This is a genomic window from Ruegeria sp. S84, from assembly GCF_056583445.1.
This window is the reverse complement of sequence record NZ_CM152618.1, coordinates 1,850,086-1,874,243: the sequence shown is the minus strand read 5'-3', so window position 1 is coordinate 1,874,243 and position 24,158 is coordinate 1,850,086. Positions and strand designations below refer to the sequence as shown.

The window sequence follows — 24,158 nt, the reverse complement described above, 5'->3', positions numbered from 1 at the left end:
CTATTTTCGGTGGGTCGGGCAGGGCGACGCCATATTCTGCGTTAGAAATCGGATCAATGATGGGCGACGCCGCACAGGTTAGGAACTGCGTATCTCGCGGGCTGATCCGATGCCGAGGATCAGGTCGGCGCATCGTTCGCCCAGCATCATGGCAGGTGCGTTTGTGTTGCCGGCGTTGATGTCGGGCACGGCTGACATGTCGCACACCCGCAAGCTCTCGATTCCGCGCACGCGCATCCTGGCGTCCAGCACGGCCATTCCGTCGCCGTCCCGGCCCATTTTGGCAGTGCCCGCCGGGTGATAGTTGGTTTTTACGAATCGCTTGCAATGTGCTCGTAGCGTCTGGTCGTCGTCCGCTGTGGGAATGACGATTTCGCGAACCCTTTGAGCAAGCGGGCCCGAAGTGAATGCCCGGCGAAAGAACCGCTGCCCCCAGATCATCTCTTGCATGTCGTCTTCATGCTTCAGAAGGTTGGGCGAGACCACTGGCATGGTGTGAGGATCGGCCGAGCGAAGCCGGACCTCTCCGCGTGATTTCGGTTTGACCACGACAGTCGTAACGGTCAGGCCAAAATCATCCTGCACCTCGTCCAGTGCGTCGCGATCCAGATAAACAATTGGCACGCAAAAAGCTTGAATGGTTGGTTCTCCATCAGGAATCGACGGATTGACAAACGCGCCGGCTTCGACTCCGGCGGAAGTCACCGGTCCGCTGCCGAACAGTTTGAACTGGATGCCGTTGCGAAGCATCCGCCAGCCCTCACCTTGTTTGAAGTATCCGTAGGGACCGTTGGCAAAGGCGGTAATTGGAACTTCGGGATGGTCGATCAGGTTCTGGCCAACCCCAGGCAATGGGCAGATCACGGGAATACCGTGATCGGCAAGATGTGCATCAGGTCCGATGCCTGATAGCATTAGGATTTTTGGCGTCACCAGAGCGCCCGCCGCAACGACAACTTCACCATCGCACCGGACCGTGCGGGCTCCGCGTTTGTCTCGATACTGCACGCCGACGGCCTTATCGTTTTCGATGATGACTTTGTTGACCGTTGCGCCAAGCTGGATGGTCAAGTTCGGGTTCGTCTCGAGAGGGGCGAGAAAAGCATAGGCCGACGAACTGCGCTTACCGGCGCGATTGGTGAACTGATAGAACCCGACACCGCGCTGCGTTGCGCCGTTGAAATCCGTGTTGAATGGTTCGCCAAGGGCCTGGACCGACTGAACGAACCAACGTGACATGTCGTCGATATGCCCCGGATCCGAGACCTGCACCGGACCGTTGCTGCCATGCAGGTCATTGTGAAGCCTGTTATTGTCTTCCATTCTACGGAAGTAGGGCAGCACATCATCCCATCCCCAGCCGACCCCGTCGTTGGTCTGTCGTAGCAGGTCGTCCCACGCGTCATAATCAGAAGGGCGGCCGCGCATATAGACCTGGGCATTCACAGACGACCCGCCACCCAGCACGTTGGCCTGCGGAATGTCATGCACGCGACCGTCCAGGTGGTCCTGCGGTTCGGTCTGGTGGTAGGTCATGAACTTGGACCCGTTGATCATCTTGAAGATACCCGGCGGCATGTCCAGCAACGGATGGCGGTGCGAATGCCCGGCCTCCAGCACCAGAACCCTGCACTTGCCCTGGTTGACCAGTCTCGCTGCAGCGGCTGCGCCGGCAGAGCCGCCGCCGATGACGATATGATCGAAGGTTTCCGTCATGAGTTCGCCTTCAGGCCCGGCGTTTGGGTTCGCTGATCGAGTCGCGCTCCACCAGTTCGCATTCAAGCTTCACGAGAGGGTGTCGCTGACCATCCGTCGGACCGTGGAACAACTGTTCGATGACCCAGCGTCCCATCGCCCTAGTTGGAAGGATCATCGAGGTCAGGGGGGCGACAGGTGTCGCGCGGTTTCGTCATCGTCAAATCCGATGACCGAGATGTCTTCGGGGATGGATAGGCCAAGTTCCTTGAGCGCCTCATAGCAGCCGATTGCCATTCGGTCATTCTGACAGAAAATGGCGGTTGGCGGAGAGGGCAGGTCCATCAATTCGCGCGTGCCAGCATAGCCTGCGCTGGGCAGCCAGTTGCCCTCGATGACCAAATCCTCGTCAAATGGGATGTCGGCGGAAGCAAGGGCGTTTCTGTACCCGGTCGTTCGCCCTGCGGCGCATTCCATGAACGGCTCGCCGGTGATGGTGGCAATTCGTTTGTGCCCCGCCTTGATCAGGGCGTTGGTCGCCGTATGTCCAGCAGCGACTTCGCCGGGGATCACCGCAGGAAAAGAGAGGTCGTCGCAAAAGCAGTTCAGCAGCAGAACCGGGGTTGCGGTCTGCCTGAGTATTTCCGGAACGACCACCCGCCGGGTGAAAACGGTTGCGTAAATGATGCCCGCAACCTGTTGGTCGAGGAAATACCTAAGCGTTCTGGGTTCGACCTCGGGGTCGTTTTGGGTTTCTGCCAGCAATACAAGATTTCCCGTGTCCCGAACGGCCTGTTTCACGCCATTAAACGCGTTTACCATTTCGGGGCTCGACGCCAGATCGTCCACGACAAAAGCGATGGTGCCGTCTAACGCCGAGGGTCGAGGCGCGCTGTCCTGGGGTTTCCTGAGTTGAGAGGGCATGGCGTATCCAAGCGTGTTGGCGGCATCCAGGACTCTTTGCTTTGTGTCCTCGGAGATTTTGACGGAATCGTTCTTGTTTAGAACCAGCGATACTGTCGTCTGTGAGCACCCGGCGACGCGTGCAATATCATGCATCGTTATGCGCTGCCGGCCCGCGACTCGTCCCACGCCCCTGTGCTGCCCGGTCTTGTTCGCTTGATCGTTCATCGCTCAACCTTTTTGTTCGCTTCCTTTTTATCGACTATGCGGAGGACACGCAACTAATATTAGTGAATAGTAATTAATATTAGTGTTGACGAAATAATATTATTAGTGTTTTGATCGGCAGTGCGGTCGCCAATGTGGTCTGACCGAGCAAACGCGGGAGGCGAAATTGCGGTCTGTGGTGGGGGAGTTGGGTCAGGTGGTTCGGCATTCGATGTTCATCGATGGCCGCTTTACCGACTCTGACGCGGACACGGTTGGTGTCGAGAACCCTGCAAATGAAGAGATCTTTGCGCAAGTTCCAGATGGCGGTGCCGCTCATGCGGATGCGGCTGTCGAGGCGGCCCATCGTGCTTTTGGCTCGTGGTCCTCGCGCCCGGCGATCGAGCGGGCGCGACTGGTTCAGCGGTTGGCCGAAGCCATTCGGATTGACGCCGGGCGTCTGGCAGCTTTGATCACGGTCGAGCAGGGCAAGCCGATCACGCAGGCCCGGAGTGAAGTTGATGCTGCTGTTACCTTTCTTTGCCATGCGGCTGAAGAGGCCCGGAGGATTTCGGGTGACATAGTGGCATCGGACAACAAGTCCGAGGAAATCCAGATACGGCGTCATCCTTATGGCGTTGTTGTTGCGTTGACGGCCTGGAACTATCCGTTGGCATTGGCCGCCAGGAAAGTCGGGCCTGCGCTGGTCGCGGGCAACACTGTTGTTCTGTTGGGGCACGAAATCACGCCGCTGTCCGGTCTCGCGATCGCCGAGCTTGCCGAAAAGGTCGGGTTTCCGCCCGGTGTTCTGAATGTTCTGACAGGCAAGGGGCCGGTGGTAGGGCAGCGGTTGGTCGAACACCCCGATACCTCACTGATCACAATGACCGGCAGCACACGAGCCGGTAAAGAGATTTTTCGCGCCGCGGCCGACCGGATCAAGGTTGTCCGGCTCGAGCTTGGCGGTAAGGCTCCGTTCATCGTGATGGAGGATGCGGATATTGACGCTGCTGTTTCGGCCGCCATTGCCGCCCGGTTTGCCAATTGCGGCCAGATTTGCACCTGCAACGAGCGTATGTATCTACATCGCAGCATTGCGGATCAGTTTCTTGAAAAATTCGTGTCTGCGACCCGCGCTTTGTCGATCGGGGATCCGATGGAGGACTGCGATCTGGGTCCCAAAGTAAGCAAGGCCGAGGTGTCCAAGGTCGACGAAATCATTAAGCGCAGCATCACGGAAGGTGCCACGGTTCATCTGGAAGGCGGGCCCCTGTTGGACAGCACGCACCGCAAAGGACACTGGATGTCCCCGACGGTTCTCGAGGTCTCCGACAACGGCAATGCCGCGATGCAAGAGGAGGTCTTTGGCCCTGTGGCGACAGCCATGCGAGTCGAAGATTTTGATCAGGCGATAGAATTTGCGAATGACACATCATTCGGGCTGTCTGCCTATCTCTTTACGGGATCGCACCGGCGATTGATGGAGGCCCCGAGCCGTTTGAAGTTCGGCGAATTGTACCTGAACCGCTCCAATGGTGAGGCCGTACAGGGATTTCACACCGGTTGGGGTTTGTCCGGGGTTGGGGGCGAAGACGGCGCGTATGGCTTCGATGGCTATCTGAGGAAACAGACGACTTACATGAATTGGGCATGACCTGAGAACTCGCGGTCAAAACGGAGGCGACCGCACCAATGGAGGAGGAATAACCATGAAACGCAGAACTCTTTTGATCTCGACGGTTGTCGCGGGTGCGCTGTTGGGCACCACGGTGATCGCGCAGGATCTGCCACCGCTTGAGCAGAAGGATCGCTACAAGGTCGGCTTTGCGCAGATGGAATCGAACAACCCGTGGCGCATTGCCGAAACGAAATCTTTCCATGACACAGCCGAGGCCTGTGGCTGGGATCTGATCGCGACGGATGCGGCCGGATCTGCGGCCAAGCAGGTTGCGGATGTGGACAGCATGATCGCCCAAGGCATCGACGTTCTGTTCCTGCCCCCGCGGGAAGAAAAGCCGTTGATCCCAGCCGTTATGAAGGCCCGTGCAGCGGGAATCCCGACCTTTTTGGTGGACCGCTCGGTTGATCCGGCCGTTGCCAAGCCGGGCGAGCATTTTGTGGCGTTCCTTGGGTCGGATTTTATTGATCAGGGCAACCGGGCCGCACAGTGGCTGATGGAGAATTTCGACGGCGACAATGGCGTCATCGTCCAGTTGGAAGGCACGACTGGTTCTTCACCTGCAAATGACCGCAAAAAAGGTTTCGACGACGCGATTGCAGCGGATGACCGCTTTGAGATCGTGGCTTCTCAGACCGGTGACTTTGCGCGCGACCTGGGTCGTCAGGTGATGGAAACCCTGCTGCAGGCGCACCCCGATGTGAACGTGGTCTACGCCCACAATGACGAGATGGCGATCGGTGCGATCCAGGCTCTGGAACTGGCCGGCCGCAAGCCCGGCGAGGACGTGACCATCGTTTCGATCGACGGGACACGCGATGCACTTCAGGCTATTATAGATGGCAAGATGGGGGTGACGGTGGAAAGCTCACCCTTCTTCGGCCCTCTGGCTTGTGAAGTCATGAAAAAATACGCAGCTGGCGAGGCGATCCCGGAATGGGTGAAAGTCGAAGATCGCATCTTTACCAAGGACAATGCGGCCGATCACATCGACGAAGCCTATTGATTCTCCCTGGTGGGTGGTGCTGGCCTGTGGTCGGCGCCGCCTGCAAGCAATCGGAGGAAGACATCTCATGAATGCGCTCGTCTCGATGTCGGGAATTGAAAAGTCCTTTGCCGGCGTGCCGGCACTTAGCCAGGCCAACCTGGAAATCGCGCCCGGCGAGGTTCATGCGCTGATCGGCCAGAACGGTGCGGGCAAATCGACGATGATCAAGGTTCTGACCGGAGTTTACGATCGGGATGCCGGCGACGTTCATCTGGCGGGTGTGCCAAGCCGCATTTCCACTCCGCGCGAAGCGCAGGAATCCGGAATTGCCACCATCTATCAAGAGCTCAACCTGGTACCGCTGCGGTCAGTGACCGAGAACATCATCATGGGGTACGAGCCCAAACGTCTCGGCTTTCTGGTCGACTGGCGCGAGGGCAACAGGCGCGCACGCGAGGTGCTTACGCGCTTTGGCATAGATATCGACGTGACCGAGCCGTTAGGAAATTTCTCGACAGCGATCCAGCAGTTGGTTGCAATTGCGCGGGCTGTATCGCTGGATGCGAAACTTGTCATCATGGATGAACCTACGTCGTCGCTGGATGCCAGCGAAGTCGAGGTGCTGTTCGGTGTTGTGCGCGAGTTGAAGAAACAGGGCGTGTCTGTTCTTTATGTTTCGCATTTCCTCGATGAGCTGTTCCAAATATGCGATCGAGTCACAACGATGCGAGATGGGCGCACCGTCAGCACGCGTAACGTCCAGGACACGACCAAACTGGAAATGATCGCGGACATGCTGGGCCGCAACAAGGATGAGATCGCGGCAGACGGTTTGACGGACTTCGCAGGTGCTAAGGCCAAGAAAGGCGATATCGTTTTGCGGGCGGACTCTGTTTCAACAGGCCCGCGGCTGACGCATTTCGACCTCACGCTCCACCGAGGGGAAATCGTCGGGTTGGGCGGATTGCTGGGCTCTGGCCGGACCGAGGCGGCGCGCGCTTTGTTCGGAGTGGACGGGAAACGCAGCGGCGCAATCGAGTTGCATGGCACGGTCGGTCAACCGTCCGGACCGGGTGACGCGATCGCAAACGGCGTCGGCTTTCTGACCGAAGATCGCAAGGCCGAAGGGATCATTCCAGACATGTCCGTGCGCGAGAACATGACGCTGGCCCTGCTGCCGAAACTGGCCAGCCGTGGTCAAATCGACTTTGCCCGCGAGCGCGAGATCGTTCAGGCCTTTATCGACGATCTGGGCATCAAGGCGGCGCATATGGACCAGCCCATTCGCGAATTGTCCGGCGGCAACCAGCAAAAGGTGTTGCTTGCCCGTTGGCTGGCGACGCAGCCCGACATCCTGATACTCGACGAGCCGACCCGAGGCGTGGATGTTGGCGCCAAGCGAGAGATCCAATCGTTCATTCGGTCTTATGTCGAGAAGGGGTTTGGTGTCGTCCTCATTAGTTCGGAATTCGAAGAACTGGTGGAAGGCGCTGACCGCATCGTTGTCATGCACGAGGGACGCTCGGTCAAGGAACTGACCAACCCCGGGGTCACCGAGAACATACTGGTGCGCGCGCTTGCGCATCATGAAGAAGGAACTGGTTCATGGACCGCGCAATGAAGTTGCCGCAACGGGTCGCATCAATGCCCTTCCGCTTTCACGGCGGCATCGCCGCGTTGGTCGCCCTATTAGTATTCAACGCGTTTTTCACACCTAATTTCCTGCAACTGCAAACCCTGTTCGTAAATATCAGCCAGGTCGCTACGATCGCCATCGTGGCCATGGGGATGACGCTGGTAATCGCCACGGGTGGGATCGATCTGTCGGTTGGGGCGGTCATGGCGCTGGCGGGGGCGCTTGCTCCGCTGATCTTTCTGTCGGATCTGGGCGCCGCTAATCCGATGCTAGGCGTCACTTTGGCCATTGTCCTGCCGCTGTTCATTGCGGGGCTATGCGGGGTATTCAACGGCGTGATGGTTGCCGTGTTGAACGTGCAGCCCATCGTTGCGACGCTCATTCTGTTTATCTCTGGTCGCGGTATTGCCCAGGTTTTGACGAACGGGAACCTGCAGACGTTTTCAAACCCTTCATTCAGTTATCTTGGAACTGGTAAAGTGCTTGGTTTGCCGTTCCAGGGCTGGCTGGCGCTGGCCATTGCCTGTGTGCTGTTTTGGGTGATCAGCAGAACCACATGGGGCCGTTACCTGCTGGCCATAGGGGGCAATGAACGCGCGGCCTATCTGTCGGGTGGTCCCGTCCGACGGGTCAAGATCGGGGCCTATGTCATCTGCGCGGTGCTTGCGGGCCTAGCCGGTTTGATCGTGGTTGCAATCAACTCGGCCTCGGACGCCGCGCGCAACGGCAATCTGATGGAGCTTGATGCCATCGCGGCCGCGGTTGTTGGCGGGGCTCTTTTGCAAGGCGGGCGAGCGCCGATCTTTGGTGCCATACTGGGTGCCGTCATCATCCAGTTGGTCAAATATACATTGTTGGCCAACGGGGTAGAGGACGAAGTTGCACTGATCGCCAAAGCCGTCATCATTATTCTGGCCGTTTGGGTCCAGCAGTTTCGGAGGGCTTAATCGATGTTGGATGAAACGGCTTTTGACCTGCGAAAATACCTTCGACGTAATTCGGCCTCGGTGACGGTGTGGATCGCACTGCTGGCTTTGATTCTGTTCGGGCTGATGCGCTATGACAACTTTGGCAGCGCCTACAATTTCTCGTCTTTCCTGAATTACAACGCGATGTTCATCGCGATTGCGCTGGGCATGTGTTTTGTGATCATGACCGGCGGGATTGATCTGTCGGTCGGATCAGTGGCGGCCTTTACCTCGGTTGTTGCGGCCTATCTCAGCCCGTATGGGATTCAGGTTGCGTTGCCGGGGGCCGTTCTTGCCGGGGTTGGTTTCGGGGCGATCAACGCCTTTTGCATAATCATCCTTCGGATCCCGCCCTTCATCGCCACGCTGGCCACCATGCTGGCCGCAAAAGGCGGCGCATTGGTGATTTCGGGCGCCCAGACAATTTCGGTCGATTGGGGGTCGAACTTCACCAAGCTTGGCATGGGGCAGGCGTTTGGCCTGTTTCCATGGGCGATCGTCATCGTGGCCGGACTGACTCTGGCACTTTGGCTGGTGCTGGAAAGAACAACCATCGGGCGGACCGTCTTGGCGATCGGTGGCAGCGAGGATGCCTCGAACCTCATGGGTCTGAAGGTCAATCGCGCCAAGGCTTTCGTCTACCTGCTGTCGGGTGGCTGTGCGGGGCTGGCCGGAGTCTTTCTGGCCTCGGGTTTTGGAGCTGGGCAACCCCTTGAAGGCATCGGATGGGAATTATCGGCCATCGCGTCCGTCGTGGTGGGCGGAACTTTATTGACGGGTGGGATGGGATCGATCCCTGCGACGGTCGCCGGAGCGCTGTTGCTGGGGCTGGTCTTCAACGTTCTAAACTTTGAAAACGGTCAGGGCACCATCAGTTTCAGTGCCTATTGGCAAATGGTCATACGTGGAGGCTTTCTATTTGCGGTCATCCTTCTACAGTCTCGGGTTATTGCCAGGCAGCAGAAGGTCTTAGGTTAATGAATCGCATAGAAAGTGTATCAGCGCGGCTGTTCAACGTTCCGCTCGCCGAAGTCCTAGTCGATGCCAAACATGGGGATCACACGTTTTTTCAATTGATCACTGTCACCATTCAAACCTCGGATGGGGTCGAGGGGGTCGGGTATACCTATACCGGGGGCAAGGGTGGCCATGCCATCTTGGCGATGATCCAGCATGACCTGGCACCGTTCCTTGTTGGACAAGACGCCGAACAGATCGAAAGCCTGTACGATACCATGCAGTGGCACGTGCACTACGTCGCACGGGGCGGGATCGCCTCGTTTGCCATCTCGGCCGTAGATATTGCACTGTGGGATATTCGCGGCAGAACGCAGAATGCGCCTTTGTGGCAGATGGCCGGTGGAGCGTCGAAAAGGTGCAAGGCCTATGCCGGCGGGATCGACCTGAATTTCTCGTTGGAGAAACTGCTGCGTCAGACCGAAGGGTACCTTGCGCGTGGGTTCAACGCAGTCAAGATCAAGGTCGGTCAACCAGACCTGGCCGACGATCTTGCACGTGCCCGGGCGGTGCGCGAGATGCTGGGGCCGGACCGGTTCTTCATGGTCGATGCGAATTACTCTATGAGTGTCGAACAGGCCATCGTCGCTGCCAGAGGGTTCGCCGACTGCGATATCCTGTGGTTCGAGGAACCGACAATTCCAGACGACTACAAAGGTTATGGCCGAATTGTCGAAGCGACGGGCGTTCCCCTTGCCATGGGTGAAAACCTGCACACCATACACGAATTTGAATACGCCTTTGATGACGCGAAACTGAGTTTTATCCAGCCCGATGCCTCAAACTGCGGTGGAATCACCGGCTGGCTGCGCGTGGCCGCGCTAAGCGCACAGCACGGCATTCCGGTTTGCAGTCATGGGATGCAGGAGCTGCACGTCAGCCTTGTTTCTGCGCAACCCAACGCAGGCTGGCTAGAAGTACACTCATTCCCGATAGACCAGTACACGACCCGTCCACTAGTTGTCGAAGACTGTCTGGCCGTGGCCCCGGATACCCCGGGAACCGGAGTGGAATTCGACTGGGACAAATTGAATGCGGAACACAAGGAGATGCATAGATGACGACCCAGACGATCACTGCCGCATACTACAGGGGCGATAAGAGCTTTGCAGTAGAGCAAGCCCAAGCGACAGATCCGGGTCCCGGCGAGGCTGCCATTCGTGTTGCCTATTGTGGGATTTGTGGGACGGATATGCACGTCTACCACGGCAACATGGATGCCCGCGTCGGCCTGAACCGGGTTATTGGGCATGAGATGTCAGGTGTGGTCGAAGCGGTGGGCGAGGGCGTCGATACGGTCGAACCCGGCCAGAAGGTCGTTGTCCGACCGCTTGATCACTGCGGAGAATGCCCAGCTTGCAAGCGGGGGCATCAGCATATCTGTCAGAATCTCAAGTTTCTCGGCCTCGACACCGATGGCGCGATGCAAGAGATCTGGACTGTTCCGGCCCACACGTTGCACGTTCTGCCGGATGACTTGCGCATGGATCACGCGGCGCTGATCGAGCCGGTTGCCGTTGCCTGCCACGATGTGCGGCTGTCTGACCTGCAACCTGGAGAGGACGTTGTCGTTATCGGCGGCGGCCCGATTGGCATCCTGGTTGCCATGGTTGCGCGGGACGCGGGTGGAAATGTCGTGATTTCCGAAGTGAATCCGAACCGTCTTGCGATTGCTGAAAAACTTGGCTTTGACACGATCGACCCAATCGAAACCGATCTGGTTTCCACAATCAACGCGCGCACGGGCGACAAAGGGGCAGATGTGGTTTTCGAGGTGTCAGGAACGCAGCCCGGTGTCGATGCAATGACCGCCGTTGCCGCGACTCGGGCCCGGATCGTAATGGTCGCGATCCATGCTCAAAAGCCCCAGATCGACCTGTTCCAGTTCTTCTGGCGAGAGCTGCGACTGATCGGTGCTCGGGTCTATGAGCCAGAGGATTACGAGAAAGCCATTGCAGTTGTCGCCTCGGGCGGAGTGGACGCGGATGTTGTGATCACGGACGTCAGCCCTCTGGCAGACATCCAGGCCGCGTTCGAAGCACTGGATCGCAGCCCAACCGCAATGAAAAGCCTGATCGAAGTAGGACCGCGTTCATGAGTGTTTTGCAAAGTTTCGACCTGACGGGAAAGACGGCCCTTGTGACCGGGTGCAAACGCGGTATCGGGCGCGGTATGGCCGAAGCATTGGCATCGGCCGGAGCCAATATCATCGGAGTGTCCGCCTCGCTCGAGCTGTCTGGCTCGGATGTCGAAAAAGCCGTGACGGCGATGGGACGCAATTTCCGGGCCTACCAATGTGACTTCTCGGATCGCGCCGCGCTGCATGGGTTCATTGATCAGTTGAGGGCCGACGGACAAGCCCCTGATATACTTATCAACAATGCCGGCACGATCAAACGCAAACCCGCCGCCGAACACCCGGACGACTGGTGGGACGAAGTGATGGAGGTGAACCTGTCCTCGCAGTTCGTTCTGTCACGCGAGATCGGCAAGGACATGCTGGCGCGCGGCTCGGGGAAGATCATCTTCACTGCATCGCTGCTGACATTTCAGGGTGGCATCACCGTTCCGGGCTATGCGGCCTCGAAAGGCGGGATTGGACAGCTGACCAAAGCCTTGGCCAACGAATGGGCCGGGCAGGGCGTAAACGTGAATGCGATCGCGCCTGGCTACATCGCGACCGACAACACCCAAGCCCTGCGGGATGATCCGGTCCGGTCGAAGTCGATCCTGGAACGAACACCCCAAGGCCGTTGGGGTACGCCTGTTGATTTTGCCGGACCGGTGGTCTTTCTGGCCTCTGCTGCGTCGGACTTCGTCAACGGTGAAATCCTTGTAGTCGACGGGGGCTGGATGGGGCGTTAGCACTGCCAACGCTCCATGTGATCCAAGGCATCACGTCCCGATGTAGTGCACCTTCAATCGGCGTGCCTTGGGTGCTTCCCGATGTTCGAACAGGTACAGGCTTTGTACGCGACCCAGCGGAAGCTGCCCCTGTTCGACCGGGATCGATACCTGAGTTTTCGTCAACAGCGCCCGCAGATGCGATGGAGCGTTGTCGTCCTCGGTCGGGCGGTGGTGATACTTGCCTGGTGACTTGGGTACGAGTTTCTCGAAGAACGTCTCGATATCCTTGAGCACATCGGGATCGGCATTGGCCTGCACCAATAGCGCGGCACCGGTGTGGACGCACCAAAGGGTCAACAGGCCCGAGACAAATTCGTGTTCGGACACCGCACGCTGCACGATCCCGCTGATGTCTATGAGGGATTTGCCCGGCGTTTCAATGGACAGGTCAAAAAACTCTTGCTTCATCCAGCAGGCCCTTTCCTTGATTTCACGCGAGCGCGCCCAGCTTTCTACATCTCACTTGGCATTCAGCAATGGGGGTCAAGCTTTTGATTTTGAACGCATATTGACTATATTTTTATGCAAACAGGCTTTTGAACTGGTCCACACACAGACGAAAACCATCTTCGAAATTCCCGTTGCCGGGGTGATAAACGCTTTCGAAAGAAATGACGCCATCATAGCCGTCGGATCTAAGCGCGTCCGCGATGGGTTGGAACAAAGGCGCAAGCTGACCTTCCCCCATGCGGCGCACTTCCAGCGTTGCCCGCGGCGTGTCGACCTTTACGTCCTTGATGTGAATGTGACCCAGATAGCCGCCGCGCAGTTCTTCATAACCGTCCGGATATGCCAGTTCATGGCACCAGCAGTTGTTTCCGGGGTCCCACAGCACTTTCAAAGAGTCTTTTGCGTCCAACTCGTCAATCAGCTTGCGGGCTGTATAGTTGGAATTGACCAGCGTGCCGTTTCCGGTTTCCACGACAAGCGTCACGCCCTCAGCTCTTGCCAGTTCAACCGCCGGCGCGATCAGCGGCGGCATCGAGTCCCATACCCCATGCGCTACGTTCCACTTCTCGGCGCCGTTTTTTCCCCACAGTATCTGCTCTTTTCGTTGGGTCATGATCCGAACCAGCGGAGACCCAACAACATGCGCCATGTCGATTACGCGTTTCAAGGCGTCCATATGCCGAGTGTGGAGGTCGTCGCCGGGCCTATTGGCAGCTGTCATCCCCGCAAAGATATGGCGCGACAGACATGACACAGGCTTGCCCCGGTCGCGCAAAAGCGCGTCGATCTCGGCAATTTGCTGCGGGGAATGATCCCCGACCTCCGCATCGCCAACGAATTGAAGCTCTGCATAGTCCAGGCCGAACTCGTCCATCACGTCCACGGCATGCCGCAGATCGCGGGAAATGCCGTCGCAAATTACACCCAATTTCATGTCCGGACCCCTCAGCGATGCAATTCTGCGTCAACGATTTCTTCGATGACGCGAGTACACACCCAGTTGTCACCATTCGGGTATTTGGTTTTTCCTGCGTGAAAGATCTGCATAGCTGATGATGCTGTGTGCATTGGAACGCCCAACGCACCGGCCAGTGCTAGCGAGATCGTCAGGTCCTTGTGCATGGTTGCGATATGGCTGCCGGTGGCCTCGAACTTGCGATCAATGATGTTTTCAAGGGCGGAATTCACGACGCCGCACCCCGCGCTGGATGAGGAGAACACATCAAGTAATGCCTGACCGCTGACACCGGCTTTGGCCGCCAGGGCTGCAGCCTCGAATGTGGCGGAAAAGATCGATCCGATCAGGGATTGCAGGCAGGCTTTCACGGTTTGCCCGTCGCCAGCGTTTTCTCCGACTCGATGAATTGTTGCAGACACTGCCTGCATGACTTCGGCATTTCGGTCCAGCACATCCGCAGCACCGGCAGCCATCATCGTCAATGTGCCGTTCTGCGCGCCGGGAAACCCACCTGAGACCGGCGTGTCGATTAAGTTAATCCCCGAGCCTTCCATATCCTGCCCGATGGCGCGGGCTTCGGCCGGGGTAATGGTCGCCGACAGGATGACCGTTCCGCCTTTGGCCATGTTCGCAACCAGCCCGTTTTCACCCAGAATGACATCGCGGGCCTGATCTCCGTTCATTACCATGACAAACACACTGGCGGCGTGTCGACCGACCTGTCCCACGCTGTCCTTGGGCTGGCCGCCCATGTCAGCAAATGCCGTCATGCGCGTCTCGCTCAGGTCGAAACCTGATGTTTCAAAGCCATTCTTGATCAGGTTCTTGGCAAGGCCGCTGCCCATGTCGCCAAGACCTATTACGCCTGCAGTTTTCATTTAGACTCCTCCCGATATTTCGCCATTGCCGTATGGCAGACGTTTCGAAAAATGATGCCCAATCGCATCGGTTTTCGCGGGAGTTTCACGCGTCTTGTACAGACGTCGGGCGAGTCCGGAAGACACCCCGCTGCCCGTTTACGTATAGCAATTAAACGAAGAATGCGGCGCTCAGGCAAGCATAGAAGTGTTGCGGGCGAAAAGAAACCGCCTGATCCGACGCGTTACGAGAACGCCGCCATGATGCCGCGCAGTTCCGCAAGCCCGCGCATACGCCCGATCAACGGATAGCCGGGAGTACTGTGTCCGCCCAGATCGCTCAGCAGTTCTTGTCCGTGGTCGGGCCGCATCGGAATTTGCCAGTCGCGACGCCCTTGGGATTTGCGGCGGCGCTGTTCGTTCATCAGTTCGCGAATTGTGCCGACCATGTCGGTGTCGCCCTCCAGATGCGAGGCCTCAAAGAAGTCCGGCTTCTGGCTGTCTGACCCGGCGATGCGTTGGGTATTCCGCAGATGGACAAAGTGAATTCGGTCGCCATGCCTGCGCACGAAGTCCGGCCCATCAAATTCGGGGGAAACTCCCAGCGATCCGGTACACAACGTTGCGCCGTTCGCCAACAAATCAACCGCATCCAAAACGACGCCGTAGTCATCGGTGCTGGACATGATCCGCGGCAGACCAAGCAACGAGAACGGCGGATCATCCGGATGACAGCACAAGCGTAGTTCCAGTTCTTGGGCGACTGGGGCGACCTCTGACAGGAAGTCGATCAGGTTTGCGCGAAGCCGGTCACGATCTATATGAGCATAGGTCTGCAACAAAGCGCGCACGTCCTGCACGCTCCACTGATCGTTGGCGCCGGGCAACCCTGCAGTGACATTATGCTGCAACTGGGCCATGGATTTATCCGACATGCGCAAGAAGCGATCCTTGGCCGTTTGCTGGACGTCGCTGGAATAGTCTTCGGACGCGCCCGGTCGCTTGAGAATATGTATGTCGAAAACAGCAAAATCGGTCAGGTCGAACAGCATGGCCGTTCCGCCGTGCGGCTGCGGGGCGCGAAGGGCGGTGCGCGTCCAATCCAGGATTGGCATGAAGTTGTAGCAAACGACTTTGATGCCACGGGCGGACAGGGCCCTGAGGCTGGACTTATACGCCTGCAGATGTTCAGCCATGTCTGCGGACTGTGTTTTGATCGCCTCGGAGACGGGCAGGCTTTCGACAACGTCCCAACTGTACCCGGCAGTAGCCAGAACTGCCTGCCGATCGGCGATGCTTGGTTCGTCCCAGGGCTGTCCCGGCGGGATGTGATGCAGCGCGGTGACGATGCCCTGAACCCCGACTTGATGGAGAGCGGCCAGGGCGATCGGATCATCGGGTCCGAACCAACGCCAGCATTGTTTCATGGCAGCCATCCTTCATACAGCGGGTGATCGGGCCTGATGGGAAGAGCAACGCGCTGACCCGTGCGCGCCGCGTGATAAATCGCCGTCACAAGGCCGATGGACGCAACACCGTCCTGCAGTGTAACGGCCGAATTTGCCTCGGACCGCAGCGCCCTGCCGACTTCGGTAAAGAACCCTTCGAAACCTATTGGCTCGTCAGTGGCGGCTGCAAGGGCCTCGTCGATAGCGGCTTGATTCACAGGGTCCCGCGCGACGAATGTCCAGGGCGTTTGACCCGGGGCATAGGGTTCGGTGCCAGAGGTGGCGGTCACCTTTTCAAAGACGAGCCGCAGGCGGGTTTCGTCCGTGGCGGCGCCCAAGGTGATATTGCTTGTGCACAAAGCTCCGGAAGTCATGCCAAAGCAGATCGCGGCGCAGTCTTCGGTCTCGATCGGGTTTACCCGCGTTGTGGCCATCGCAGACACCCAGGCGATATCACCTGCGATATGAGTCAGCAGATCATGGTTGTGGATGGCATGGCCCAGCACTGCGCCGCCACGTTCACCAGCCCATGTTCCCCGCCACGGCACCGCGTAATAGTCTGCCCCTCGGGACCAATGGGTCTCAAGCGCGGCAGTTTGGACCGCTCCGGTCAGGCCTGCGCATTGCAAGTGGCGCAATTGGGCAAGTGACGGGCCCCACCGGTATTGAAACACCGGAAACACCTGCTTGCCTGCGCTGCGTGTGGCTGCCGTGATCCGATCCACATCTTGCATCGAGGTCGCAAGAGGCTTTTCGCAGACAACGTGTTTTCCTGCGGCCAGTGCTGCAAGGGTGGTCGGTACATGCAGATGGGGCGGCAGGCAGATGTCGATGACATCAATCGCCGGATCATCAAGAGCGTCCTGAACGTTGGTTAGTGCTCGAAAATCCGAGTTCTGCCGTATCTGTTCGATCCGGTCCGTATTCTGGTCGACCACGGCGGCTACGCGAAAGGTGCGGTCAAGCCGTCCCAGAGCGTCCAGATGTTGCGCACCGATACCTGCGCCAAGGATCGCAACGTTGATCATCTGCGTTCCGCCATTTCCTGCGCGTGCAGTGCCAGTTCCATGACCGTAAAGCAGTGGGTCTGTGTCATCGCGGTTTCGGTCCGGTTGCGGATGTCATCGGCCAGGCGCGCGAAGTAGGGAAGGCCGGCGTCGGCTGCGTCGATCTTTTGGCAGGTTTCACCATTGACGAGGATCAGATGGTCTGTCCCTGAGGCCCCACCCACATCGACGTATTTCCGCAACTCGATATATCCTTCGGTTCCGAGGATCGTCAGACGACCATCCCCCCAGTTTGGCAAGGCATCCGGCGTGAACCAGTCAACTCGGATGTACCCAGTGCCATTCTCGCTGCGCAGATTGAGCTCTCCGAAATCCTGCAATCCGGGATCGTTGGGGTTTGCGTAGTTCGCCACGTAAGCGTTCGTGATTTCTGCGGTTTTCGAACCTGTGTAATGCAAGAACTGTTCGATTTGATGCGAGGCGATGTCGGTCAGAATGCCGCCATAGCGGTCACGCTGAAAAAACCAATCCGGCCGGGTTGCCCGGTTCAATCGGTGCGGGCCAAGCCCAACCGTCTGGATCACGCGCCCGATGGCACCGGACTCGACCAACTCGGTCGCCCGGGTGCTGACGGGCGTTTCAAATCGTTCGGAAAAATTCACCGACCAGATTCGACCGGTGTCGGCGACCGCTCGCTTGATCTGGTCGAGTTGCTCGAACGTCGTGCAGCCCGGCTTGTCGCTCATGACATCCATGCCGTTTTGCATGGCGCGGATCGTCAACGCGGCCCTATCTGCCGGTATTGCCGAAATCAGCGCCAGATCCGCCCCACTGGTTAGGGCGTCTTCAGGTCGGGCCAGCCGCGGAATATCGGGAAACCTTCTAACGTAGCCCGCCAGCGTTTCCGGATCGCCTTGTGTCCAATAGCCAACGCAGTCCACGCCGATTTTGCGCATGTTTTTCGTCATGCCATAGATATGGCGGTGGTCCAGACCAAGGGCGACGCAGGTCAGGCTCATGAGGCAACTCGTGTTTTCTGGCCGGTCCGATCGGCGATCTGCATCGCATCTATGACGGCGTGGGTCAAAAGGGCACTGCGTCCGGTGGCCATCGGCTGCGTTCCACCGGCAACGGCCTTGGCGAAATCCTCGATGACCGCCTGGTGCCACGCATGGGTGAACGCCATGGGATCGGCCCCTCCGCCTGTGGCGGACGTTTCGCCAACCTTGGATTTCCGACCATCGAATGTAGTCAAGGTCAGGACTCCTGACTCCAGATGCGCTTTGGCGCGCGTGCCCTGGATGGTGATGGACTCTGCAGCCCCCGGAAATTCGGCAGTAGTCGCCATCAAAGTACCCATTGCGCCGCTATCAGTTTCAAAGACTGCACCTGCCCAATCCTCGGCCTCGAGATCGTGTAACGGAGTTTTTCTCATCATGGCTTGAATGTCCGAGATCGGCCCCAGCAGCCACATCGCAAGGTCAAGCGTGTGGATTGCCTGCGAGATCATGACACCGCCTCCGTCGCGCGCATAAGTGCCGCGACCGGGCTCGTCATAGTAGCTCTGATCGCGCCACCAAGGGACACGGATCTCCACCGTGGCGATCGCTCCCAGCTCACCCTGTTCAATGGCCGATTTCAGCGCACGCGAGGCGGCGCGGGCGCGGTGCTGAAAGACGATGCCCAGCGGCACACCAGAGACCTCGCACTGCTCGACGATGGCTGTTGCGGCGCCCAACGTCCTCTCGATGGGCTTTTCCATCAGTATAGGTTTCGAAGCGGTCGAAAGAACCCGCACCGACTCTGCGCGCTGATCGGGCGGGGTTGCGATGATCGCAAAGTCGACGTTTGGGTCGTTTGCGATTTCCACGACCGAGCTGAATGCGCGGGTGTCGTTTCGCTGCGCGAACTCAGCTGCTTTTTCAGGGTTTCGCCCGAGGACGCCGGCAAGATTGAGGCCTCGATCCGATGCCCGAATTGCAGCGACATGCGTGCCCGAAACCATCCCCAAACCAATCAGCGCAATATTCATTCATTCCCCCAGATCACCCGGTTAGTCTGCGGTTTCGAACGGGAAAGATGCAACCATTAAAAACTGTGTTAACAATTGCGGGCAGCAGTATCGGAGGCAGAATTGACTGGTAATTTGAATGGCATGGCAGAAGACTTGTACCTGGGCATCAAGGACCTGCCGATCGTTTCTCCGCATGGTCACTGCGATCCGGGGTGGTTTGCAACCGATGCGCCGTTTCCCAACCCGGCAGAGCTGCTGGTGGTTCCCGACCACTACGTGTTCCGTATGCTCTATTCGCAGGGCGTTCCCTTGTCGGAACTCGGCGTTGGAGAAGAGGGGCGAAAGAAGGATCCTCGCGCCGTTTTTCGCACCTTTGCCGAGCACTGGCCTTTGTTTCTGGGAACGCCATCCCGAATTTGGATGAACTACGTGCTGCACGAAACGCTGGGCGTGTCTGAGGAGTTGTCCTCGCGCACGGCAGACCTGATTTATGATGAGATCTCAATAAAGCTGGCGCGACCCGAATTTCGTCCGAGGGCTTTGTTCGACAGGTTTGGGATCGAGGTTCTGGCCACCACGGATTCTGCTCTCGACTGCCTCGCGGAGCATCGGGAGATTCGTACAAGTGGTTGGGGCGGGCGGGTTGTTCCGACGTTCCGCCCAGACGGGGTTTTGGATGGGGCGGACCCGGAGTTCGAACAGAACCTGAACAAGCTGGCCGAGCTGACAGACTGCGATCTGGGCAGCTATGATGGCTACCTCAACGCGCTGCGAATGCGGCGAGCTTACTTCATCCAGCTGGGATGTACTGCCACCGACCACGGTATCGAGCGCGTACAGACCGAGTGGCTGGACGACCCGGATGCGCTGTACCAGCGGCTGAGACGGCGGGAAGGTATCGAACAGGATGCTCGCCGGTTCTATGGGCATATGCTGATCGAAATGGCGCAGATGTCTGTCGATGATGGTCTGACAATGCAGATACATGCTGGCAGCAAGCGCAACACGAACCACGCGGTACTGCGGGACTTCGGACGGGACAAGGGGGCCGACATTCCAATCGCGATGGATTGGGTCACGGGCCTTGAGGCGCTGTTGAACCGGGTCGGCAACTCGGCGGAACTGCGCATCATACTTTTCACATTGGACGAAAGCACCTATGCCCGTGAATTGGCCCCGATGGCGGGACATTGGCCGTGCCTTAGGATCGGGCCGCCTTGGTGGTTCCACGACAGCCCAGCCGGGATTGCGCGGTATTTCGATCAGGTCGTTGAAACGGCCGGATATTACAATCTGGCCGGATTCAATGACGACACGCGGGCTTTCCTGTCCATTCCTGCACGTCACGACCTGTGGCGAAGGGGTGTGGCGATTCATCTGGCCGAGCAGGTTGCGCGCGGCTATTTCGATCGGGACAGTGCCGAGCATCTGGCGCGATTGCTGGCGGTCGATCTGGCGAAACAAGTTTACGGGTTGCAAAGGTAAATGGGTACAATTCTTCATTTCGGCCTTGGAAACTTTGCCCGGGCGCATTTGCTGGATTACACCGATCAAGCGGGCGAATGGGACGTTGTCGGCGTCAGCCTGCGTTCATCCTCGGTTCGGGATGGATTGGCCCGACAGGGTTTCGAGTACGATTTGTGCGTACAGGGGCAGGGCGTCAAGCGCATCAAAGCTCTGCGGGAAGTTCTGGTCGCGCCCAAGGATCGCGCAGAGATATTCGATGTGATGGCGGATGCCGAGATCATTTCGGCAACCGTTACCGAGAAAGGTTATCACTTGGACGCCGCGGGCAAGCTGAACCTTCAGGATCCGGCGATTGCCGCCGATCTGGCAGGGCAAGGGCCTGCGACACTGATCGGGTTTTTAGCTTATGGCCTTGCGGAACGGCGCAAGCCAGTAACGGTACTAAGTTGTGACAATCGCATGGAAAACGGCAAGACGCTCGAAACGGCAGTCGCCGATTTTGCGGAAGCAGCCGGTCTGGACGTGAATTGGGACTCCGTTCGCTTTCCCAACGCGATGGTCGACCGGATCACCCCGGCTACCACGGACGCCGTTCGCGCAATCAGCGGCGATCCTATGGCTGTTCCGACCGAGGCGTTCTCGGAGTGGGTGATCGAAGACAGTTTCTCCGGTCCGCACCCGGATTGGCCGGGAGTGCAACTGGTCGATGACGTAGCCCCGCACGAGATGCGAAAGCTGCGCATGTTGAACGGTGCCCATTCCCTGTTGGCTTATGCCGGGTTGGAGCGGGGCATGACCTACGTCCACGAAGCGGTTCGAGACCCGGTTTTGCGCCCGCTGGTTTCTGAGTTGATGAAGGATGCGGGCGCAACGCTGCCCGCTGCACTGCAAGCACAGGTTCCGGATTATGCCGAGGCTTTGTTGCGCCGCTTTGAAAACCCCGAGCTGGCGCATCGTCTGGACCAAATCGCGATGGATGGCAGCCAGAAGCTGCCGTATCGGTTTGTTCCCACACTCCGTGAGACCGGCTCTCAGGCGGTGATTGCAGGGATGCGGGCCTGGATCTCCTATTGCATGTCCGAGATCGCAAAGGGCAGGGCGCTGAACGATCCTTGCGCGTCGGAAATTGCCAAGGCCGTCAAGCAGCCGGACCCGGTAGCGCCGCTTTTGGGTCTCGTTGGCGCTGAGGATCTCGCGCCACTTATCCGGGAATGATCGCGCCGCGGAATTGAACAACGGTGGAAGCCAAATTGTGTCCAGCCATCAGGGCGTCGGCCTGTGATTTCCCCATCAGCAAGGCCGCGAGGTACCCACCGTTGAAACTGTCGCCCGCCGCTGTCGTATCCAGCACGTTTTTGGCAGGTTCATAGGTTTGGTCAGTGTTCTGACCGATGGACAAAGGGCCATTCTCTCCGCGTTTCAACGCACCGACACCGTGATGATCGGCAAAGCGTGCAGCCACCTGGTCCGCCCTTTCACCGAACAATGCCATCTCGTCGTCAATGGACGGCAGGGCAATGTCTGCACGTTGCCAAAGCCGTTGGTTAATCTGCCGAGCGTGTTGGACGCTGTCCCAAAGACGCGGACGAAAGTTGCTGTCATATACCAACCGGACGGAAGAGCCTTCGAGCCAGTCCAGAAGCGCAAGCCTGACTGCATGCGGAAGAATGGCCACGGAAATCCCTGACAAGTACAGCACGTCGTAACCGTTCAGCGGGCTGAAGTCGTGATCGGCAAAAAGCTGACGGGCGGCTGCCTCGCTGCGCCAATAGGTAAAGCTACGTTCACCGTCCGCAGATGTCGTGATCGCGTATAGTCCCGGAGAGGCGTCCGGAATGATACGGATGCCTGATGTTCCGATGCCATGACTGGCGATGAAGTCCACGATACGCCTTGAGAACGGGTCGTCGCCTAGACATGTCACATACTCCACCTGCAGGTCAGGCGCGGCACGGTGCATGTAGATGGCCGTGTTCAGCGTATCCCCCGCGACGCCCACCTTTGCGCCGGTTTCCAGCATGGACAATTCGATCATTGCTTCGCCGATGCAGGCAATTCGCGTCATTTCTTTTCTCTTTTCCAGATGATGAGACCGGCAGCCATGATCAGCGCAGCCCCCGCCAACGTGAATGCGTCCGGTACTGTGTCAAAGAACAGATAACCCCAGATTGCCACGTAGATTAGGAACGAATAGGTGAATGGCATCAACTGGTTCGCCGTTCCAAACCGATGCGCGTTCGTCAGCAGCTGATGCCCGCACCAGCCAAACACACCAAGGCCGATCAGTACAATCAGGCTCCACGTGTTTTCTGGCTGGACCCAAAACCAGATGGCGAACGGCAACAGGACCACCGTACCAGTAAGCCCGAGGTAGAATTGCATAGTGTCCACGGCAACGACCCCGGACAGCCTGCGCGTCATGATCGAGTACATGGCCAAAGCGGTGGCATTATATACGATCAGCAGCATGGTCGGATGAAAGGCCGAACCAAACGGCCGTACGACAACCAACACCCCCAGAAAGCCCAGGATGATAGCCGCCCAACGCCATGGGCCCACGCTTTCTTTCAATACAAAGACGGACAGAAAGCACACGATGACCGGGCTTGAGAACATGATTGCCGACACAACGGTCAGTGGCAAAAACCGTAGGGCATAAAAATTGAAAACGGTCGCCGAGATCAGCAGCAAGGCCCGGCTTATCACCTGCCATGGATGGTCAGTCTTGAACCGACCGGCCTCTATCCCGCCCTTGGCGATCACGCCCACTGAGATCACGAAGTGCCCCGCATAGCGCATGAACGCCAACTGAAATGCCGGCACTCCGGCCAACGCCAACCACTTGGCCCCAAGGTCAACCAACGAAAAGAACAGCCACGCCATCAACATCAGCACAATGCCAAGGCGCGGCAGGTCAGCGGTGGGGTTGGCGGAGACGGCCATCGATCAAGTGTTGAAACGCTTAACGTAGTAGTCAACCATCTGGCTTACCATGTCATCCGCCTGACCGTGGTCGCGGGCGTCATTCAGCGCCGAAAGCGCGCCCTGCGACATCACGCTGGTAACGCCCGCCTCGCGCGCCATTCGGTCATAATACCCGAGGTCTTTTGCCGCGTTCTTGATGGCAAAGGCCAGCTGATTTGGGTCGCTCTCAACGCCATAGGCTTTGACGAAATCCATCATTCCGGAATGCAGCGGCCCTGCGGCCATCACATCATACAGCTGCTTGCGGTCAACACCGGTGATGTCAGCCATGGCAAAGGCTTCGGCCATCGCGTTCGCAACGGTCATTCCGAAGAAGTTGTTGATCAGCTTGATCGTGTGCCCGGACCCAACGGGGCCAAGGTAAAAAACGTTTTCGCCCAAATCTTTCAGTGTCGGCTCGGCCTTGTCAAAGGCAGCCTTGTCGCCAGACGTCATAATGTTGAGCTTGCCTTCTAGCGCGTGTGAAGGTGTCCGGCCAAGCGGTGCATCAAGATAGCTTCCGTCGGCTGCGGCAACCTCCTCGGCCAAGGCGCGTGTGCTGCCAGGAAGCGAGGTGCCAAAGTCGATGACAATCGCGCCGGACTTCAATCCCGCAATCACTCCATCTGCACCGTGCATTCGGCTCTTGACCTGTTCGGAGGTGCCCATGCACAGCATCACGATGTCGCTGGCCTGAGCCAGTTCTTGGGCGTTTCGCATCTCGCGGGCGCCTCGGTCAATCGCGGCGTCCAGGTACGTGCGGTCGCGGTTTCCCAATACAGCGACCGAATATCCTTGGTCCAACAGTCGGCTCACCATGGCTCCGCCCATTAATCCCAAGCCGATAAACCCGATTGATGGTTTGCTCATTGGTTTCCCTTTCCGTGAATGTGTCTGGTTTTTATTCTTGTGTTTGTTGCGGGCGGCTTTGCTTTTTTTATGCTCATATTGCCCGGTGGATAATCATTGGTTTTTGGGTGGTCCGGCATTTGGC

Annotated in this window: 22 protein-coding genes and 1 pseudogene; 10 read left to right on the top strand and 13 right to left on the bottom strand. The window is 58.2% G+C overall.

Annotation, left to right across the window (positions count from 1 at the left end; translation table 11 throughout):
- Positions 1-78: 78 nt before the first annotated feature.
- The 3 genes and pseudogenes from AC1DFB_RS09435 to AC1DFB_RS09425 form a co-directional block, all read right to left on the bottom strand.
- Positions 79-1,716: a GMC family oxidoreductase gene (locus tag AC1DFB_RS09435; protein WP_480921132.1), complete on the bottom strand. Its 1,638-nt coding sequence runs from the start codon at positions 1,714-1,716 to the stop codon at positions 79-81.
- A 162-nt stretch (positions 1,717-1,878) separates the two neighbouring features.
- Positions 1,879-2,619, bottom strand: coding sequence for a substrate-binding domain-containing protein (locus tag AC1DFB_RS09430; RefSeq protein ID WP_480922602.1), 741 nt, complete (start codon positions 2,617-2,619; stop codon positions 1,879-1,881).
- A 60-nt stretch (positions 2,620-2,679) separates the two neighbouring features.
- A pseudogene (locus AC1DFB_RS09425) lies at positions 2,680-2,754 on the bottom strand (LacI family DNA-binding transcriptional regulator); the annotation flags it as partial.
- Positions 2,755-3,001: 247 nt separating this feature from the next.
- On the opposite strand from AC1DFB_RS09425, the gene AC1DFB_RS09420 reads away from it, so the two are divergent.
- The 8 genes from AC1DFB_RS09420 (at position 3,002) to AC1DFB_RS09385 (ending at position 11,957) form a co-directional block, all read left to right on the top strand.
- Positions 3,002-4,459 (top strand): aldehyde dehydrogenase family protein, encoded by a 1,458-nt coding sequence (locus AC1DFB_RS09420; protein WP_480922601.1) that lies wholly within the window; start codon positions 3,002-3,004, stop codon positions 4,457-4,459.
- 55 nt (positions 4,460-4,514) lie between these two features.
- Positions 4,515-5,489: an ABC transporter substrate-binding protein gene (locus tag AC1DFB_RS09415; protein ID WP_170396129.1), complete on the top strand. Its 975-nt coding sequence runs from the start codon at positions 4,515-4,517 to the stop codon at positions 5,487-5,489.
- Between the two features lie 67 nt (positions 5,490-5,556).
- On the top strand, positions 5,557-7,092 hold the full coding sequence (locus AC1DFB_RS09410; RefSeq protein WP_480453813.1) for a sugar ABC transporter ATP-binding protein: 1,536 nt from the start codon (positions 5,557-5,559) through the stop codon (positions 7,090-7,092).
- Complete coding sequence (locus tag AC1DFB_RS09405; RefSeq protein WP_480922582.1) at positions 7,077-8,054, top strand: ABC transporter permease; 978 nt, start codon at positions 7,077-7,079, stop codon at positions 8,052-8,054. Before AC1DFB_RS09410 ends, AC1DFB_RS09405 begins: the two co-directional genes overlap by 16 nt.
- Before the next feature lie 3 nt (positions 8,055-8,057).
- Entirely contained in the window at positions 8,058-9,053 is a 996-nt protein-coding gene (locus AC1DFB_RS09400) for an ABC transporter permease (RefSeq protein WP_170403549.1), read from the top strand.
- On the top strand, positions 9,053-10,153 hold the full coding sequence (locus AC1DFB_RS09395; protein ID WP_480613066.1) for a mandelate racemase/muconate lactonizing enzyme family protein: 1,101 nt from the start codon (positions 9,053-9,055) through the stop codon (positions 10,151-10,153). Before AC1DFB_RS09400 ends, AC1DFB_RS09395 begins: the two co-directional genes overlap by 1 nt.
- The gene (locus AC1DFB_RS09390; protein WP_480922581.1) at positions 10,150-11,190 is read left to right on the top strand and encodes a zinc-dependent alcohol dehydrogenase; all 1,041 of its coding nucleotides are present in this window, start codon (positions 10,150-10,152) and stop codon (positions 11,188-11,190) included. Before AC1DFB_RS09395 ends, AC1DFB_RS09390 begins: the two co-directional genes overlap by 4 nt.
- Positions 11,187-11,957 carry an SDR family oxidoreductase gene (locus AC1DFB_RS09385; protein ID WP_480922580.1) on the top strand — a complete coding sequence of 257 codons (771 nt, stop codon included), beginning with the start codon at positions 11,187-11,189 and terminating at the stop codon, positions 11,955-11,957. Before AC1DFB_RS09390 ends, AC1DFB_RS09385 begins: the two co-directional genes overlap by 4 nt.
- 30 nt (positions 11,958-11,987) lie before the next feature.
- Here the strand turns inward: AC1DFB_RS09385 and AC1DFB_RS09380 are convergent, their stop codons facing one another.
- From AC1DFB_RS09380 to AC1DFB_RS09350, 7 genes are all read right to left on the bottom strand, one after another.
- A complete protein-coding gene (locus AC1DFB_RS09380; RefSeq protein ID WP_480922579.1) occupies positions 11,988-12,407 on the bottom strand; it encodes a secondary thiamine-phosphate synthase enzyme YjbQ in 420 nt (139 codons plus the stop codon).
- A 112-nt stretch (positions 12,408-12,519) separates the two neighbouring features.
- Entirely contained in the window at positions 12,520-13,383 is an 864-nt protein-coding gene (locus AC1DFB_RS09375; RefSeq protein ID WP_480922578.1) for a sugar phosphate isomerase/epimerase family protein, read from the bottom strand.
- An 11-nt stretch (positions 13,384-13,394) separates the two neighbouring features.
- Positions 13,395-14,285: an NAD(P)-dependent oxidoreductase gene (locus tag AC1DFB_RS09370; RefSeq protein WP_480922577.1), complete on the bottom strand. Its 891-nt coding sequence runs from the start codon at positions 14,283-14,285 to the stop codon at positions 13,395-13,397.
- A 224-nt stretch (positions 14,286-14,509) separates the two neighbouring features.
- On the bottom strand, positions 14,510-15,691 hold the full coding sequence (gene uxuA / locus AC1DFB_RS09365; protein WP_480922576.1) for a mannonate dehydratase: 1,182 nt from the start codon (positions 15,689-15,691) through the stop codon (positions 14,510-14,512).
- Positions 15,688-16,740: a Gfo/Idh/MocA family protein gene (locus tag AC1DFB_RS09360; protein WP_480922575.1), complete on the bottom strand. Its 1,053-nt coding sequence runs from the start codon at positions 16,738-16,740 to the stop codon at positions 15,688-15,690. Before AC1DFB_RS09360 ends, uxuA begins: the two co-directional genes overlap by 4 nt.
- Positions 16,737-17,738 carry a Gfo/Idh/MocA family protein gene (locus AC1DFB_RS09355; protein WP_480922574.1) on the bottom strand — a complete coding sequence of 334 codons (1,002 nt, stop codon included), beginning with the start codon at positions 17,736-17,738 and terminating at the stop codon, positions 16,737-16,739. The genes AC1DFB_RS09360 and AC1DFB_RS09355 overlap by 4 nt, the downstream gene beginning before the upstream one ends.
- Positions 17,735-18,751, bottom strand: coding sequence for a Gfo/Idh/MocA family protein (locus tag AC1DFB_RS09350; RefSeq protein ID WP_480922573.1), 1,017 nt, complete (start codon positions 18,749-18,751; stop codon positions 17,735-17,737). The genes AC1DFB_RS09355 and AC1DFB_RS09350 overlap by 4 nt, the downstream gene beginning before the upstream one ends.
- Before the next feature lie 123 nt (positions 18,752-18,874).
- Between AC1DFB_RS09350 and uxaC the strand changes: the two genes are divergently transcribed.
- Positions 18,875-20,218, top strand: a complete 1,344-nt coding sequence (gene uxaC, locus AC1DFB_RS09345) for a glucuronate isomerase (RefSeq protein ID WP_480922600.1) — start codon at positions 18,875-18,877, stop codon at positions 20,216-20,218.
- Entirely contained in the window at positions 20,219-21,415 is a 1,197-nt protein-coding gene (locus tag AC1DFB_RS09340) for a mannitol dehydrogenase family protein (RefSeq protein ID WP_480922572.1), read from the top strand. It abuts the gene before it with no gap.
- Here the strand turns inward: AC1DFB_RS09340 and AC1DFB_RS09335 are convergent.
- From AC1DFB_RS09335 to AC1DFB_RS09325, 3 genes are read right to left on the bottom strand one after another with little or no spacing between them, the layout of a single operon-like run.
- A complete protein-coding gene (locus tag AC1DFB_RS09335) occupies positions 21,402-22,265 on the bottom strand; it encodes a sugar kinase (protein WP_480922571.1) in 864 nt (287 codons plus the stop codon). The two genes, AC1DFB_RS09340 and AC1DFB_RS09335, sit on opposite strands and share 14 nt — an antisense overlap.
- Positions 22,262-23,143: a DMT family transporter gene (locus AC1DFB_RS09330; RefSeq protein ID WP_480922570.1), complete on the bottom strand. Its 882-nt coding sequence runs from the start codon at positions 23,141-23,143 to the stop codon at positions 22,262-22,264. Before AC1DFB_RS09330 ends, AC1DFB_RS09335 begins: the two co-directional genes overlap by 4 nt.
- A gap of 3 nt (positions 23,144-23,146) precedes the next feature.
- Positions 23,147-24,034, bottom strand: a complete 888-nt coding sequence (locus AC1DFB_RS09325) for an NAD(P)-dependent oxidoreductase (protein ID WP_480922569.1) — start codon at positions 24,032-24,034, stop codon at positions 23,147-23,149.
- Positions 24,035-24,158: the final 124 nt, after the last annotated feature.

Excerpts from the sequence above, each read along its gene's own strand:
- AC1DFB_RS09435 (WP_480921132.1), bottom strand. The coding sequence starts at position 1,716 with ATGACGGAAACCTTCGATCATATCGTCATCGGCGGCGGCTCTGCCGGC.
- AC1DFB_RS09430 (WP_480922602.1), bottom strand. The coding sequence starts at position 2,619 with ATGCCCTCTCAACTCAGGAAACCCCAGGACAGCGCGCCTCGACCCTCG.
- AC1DFB_RS09415 (WP_170396129.1), top strand. The coding sequence starts at position 4,515 with ATGAAACGCAGAACTCTTTTGATCTCGACGGTTGTCGCGGGTGCGCTG.
- AC1DFB_RS09410 (WP_480453813.1), top strand. The coding sequence starts at position 5,557 with ATGAATGCGCTCGTCTCGATGTCGGGAATTGAAAAGTCCTTTGCCGGC.
- AC1DFB_RS09405 (WP_480922582.1), top strand. The coding sequence starts at position 7,077 with ATGGACCGCGCAATGAAGTTGCCGCAACGGGTCGCATCAATGCCCTTC.
- AC1DFB_RS09400 (WP_170403549.1), top strand. The coding sequence starts at position 8,058 with ATGTTGGATGAAACGGCTTTTGACCTGCGAAAATACCTTCGACGTAAT.
- AC1DFB_RS09395 (WP_480613066.1), top strand. The coding sequence starts at position 9,053 with ATGAATCGCATAGAAAGTGTATCAGCGCGGCTGTTCAACGTTCCGCTC.
- AC1DFB_RS09390 (WP_480922581.1), top strand. The coding sequence starts at position 10,150 with ATGACGACCCAGACGATCACTGCCGCATACTACAGGGGCGATAAGAGC.
- AC1DFB_RS09385 (WP_480922580.1), top strand. The coding sequence starts at position 11,187 with ATGAGTGTTTTGCAAAGTTTCGACCTGACGGGAAAGACGGCCCTTGTG.
- AC1DFB_RS09380 (WP_480922579.1), bottom strand. The coding sequence starts at position 12,407 with ATGAAGCAAGAGTTTTTTGACCTGTCCATTGAAACGCCGGGCAAATCC.
- AC1DFB_RS09375 (WP_480922578.1), bottom strand. The coding sequence starts at position 13,383 with ATGAAATTGGGTGTAATTTGCGACGGCATTTCCCGCGATCTGCGGCAT.
- AC1DFB_RS09370 (WP_480922577.1), bottom strand. The coding sequence starts at position 14,285 with ATGAAAACTGCAGGCGTAATAGGTCTTGGCGACATGGGCAGCGGCCTT.
- uxuA (WP_480922576.1), bottom strand. The coding sequence starts at position 15,691 with ATGAAACAATGCTGGCGTTGGTTCGGACCCGATGATCCGATCGCCCTG.
- AC1DFB_RS09360 (WP_480922575.1), bottom strand. The coding sequence starts at position 16,740 with ATGATCAACGTTGCGATCCTTGGCGCAGGTATCGGTGCGCAACATCTG.
- AC1DFB_RS09355 (WP_480922574.1), bottom strand. The coding sequence starts at position 17,738 with ATGAGCCTGACCTGCGTCGCCCTTGGTCTGGACCACCGCCATATCTAT.
- AC1DFB_RS09350 (WP_480922573.1), bottom strand. The coding sequence starts at position 18,751 with ATGAATATTGCGCTGATTGGTTTGGGGATGGTTTCGGGCACGCATGTC.
- uxaC (WP_480922600.1), top strand. The coding sequence starts at position 18,875 with ATGGCAGAAGACTTGTACCTGGGCATCAAGGACCTGCCGATCGTTTCT.
- AC1DFB_RS09340 (WP_480922572.1), top strand. The coding sequence starts at position 20,219 with ATGGGTACAATTCTTCATTTCGGCCTTGGAAACTTTGCCCGGGCGCAT.
- AC1DFB_RS09335 (WP_480922571.1), bottom strand. The coding sequence starts at position 22,265 with ATGACGCGAATTGCCTGCATCGGCGAAGCAATGATCGAATTGTCCATG.
- AC1DFB_RS09330 (WP_480922570.1), bottom strand. The coding sequence starts at position 23,143 with ATGGCCGTCTCCGCCAACCCCACCGCTGACCTGCCGCGCCTTGGCATT.
- AC1DFB_RS09325 (WP_480922569.1), bottom strand. The coding sequence starts at position 24,034 with ATGAGCAAACCATCAATCGGGTTTATCGGCTTGGGATTAATGGGCGGA.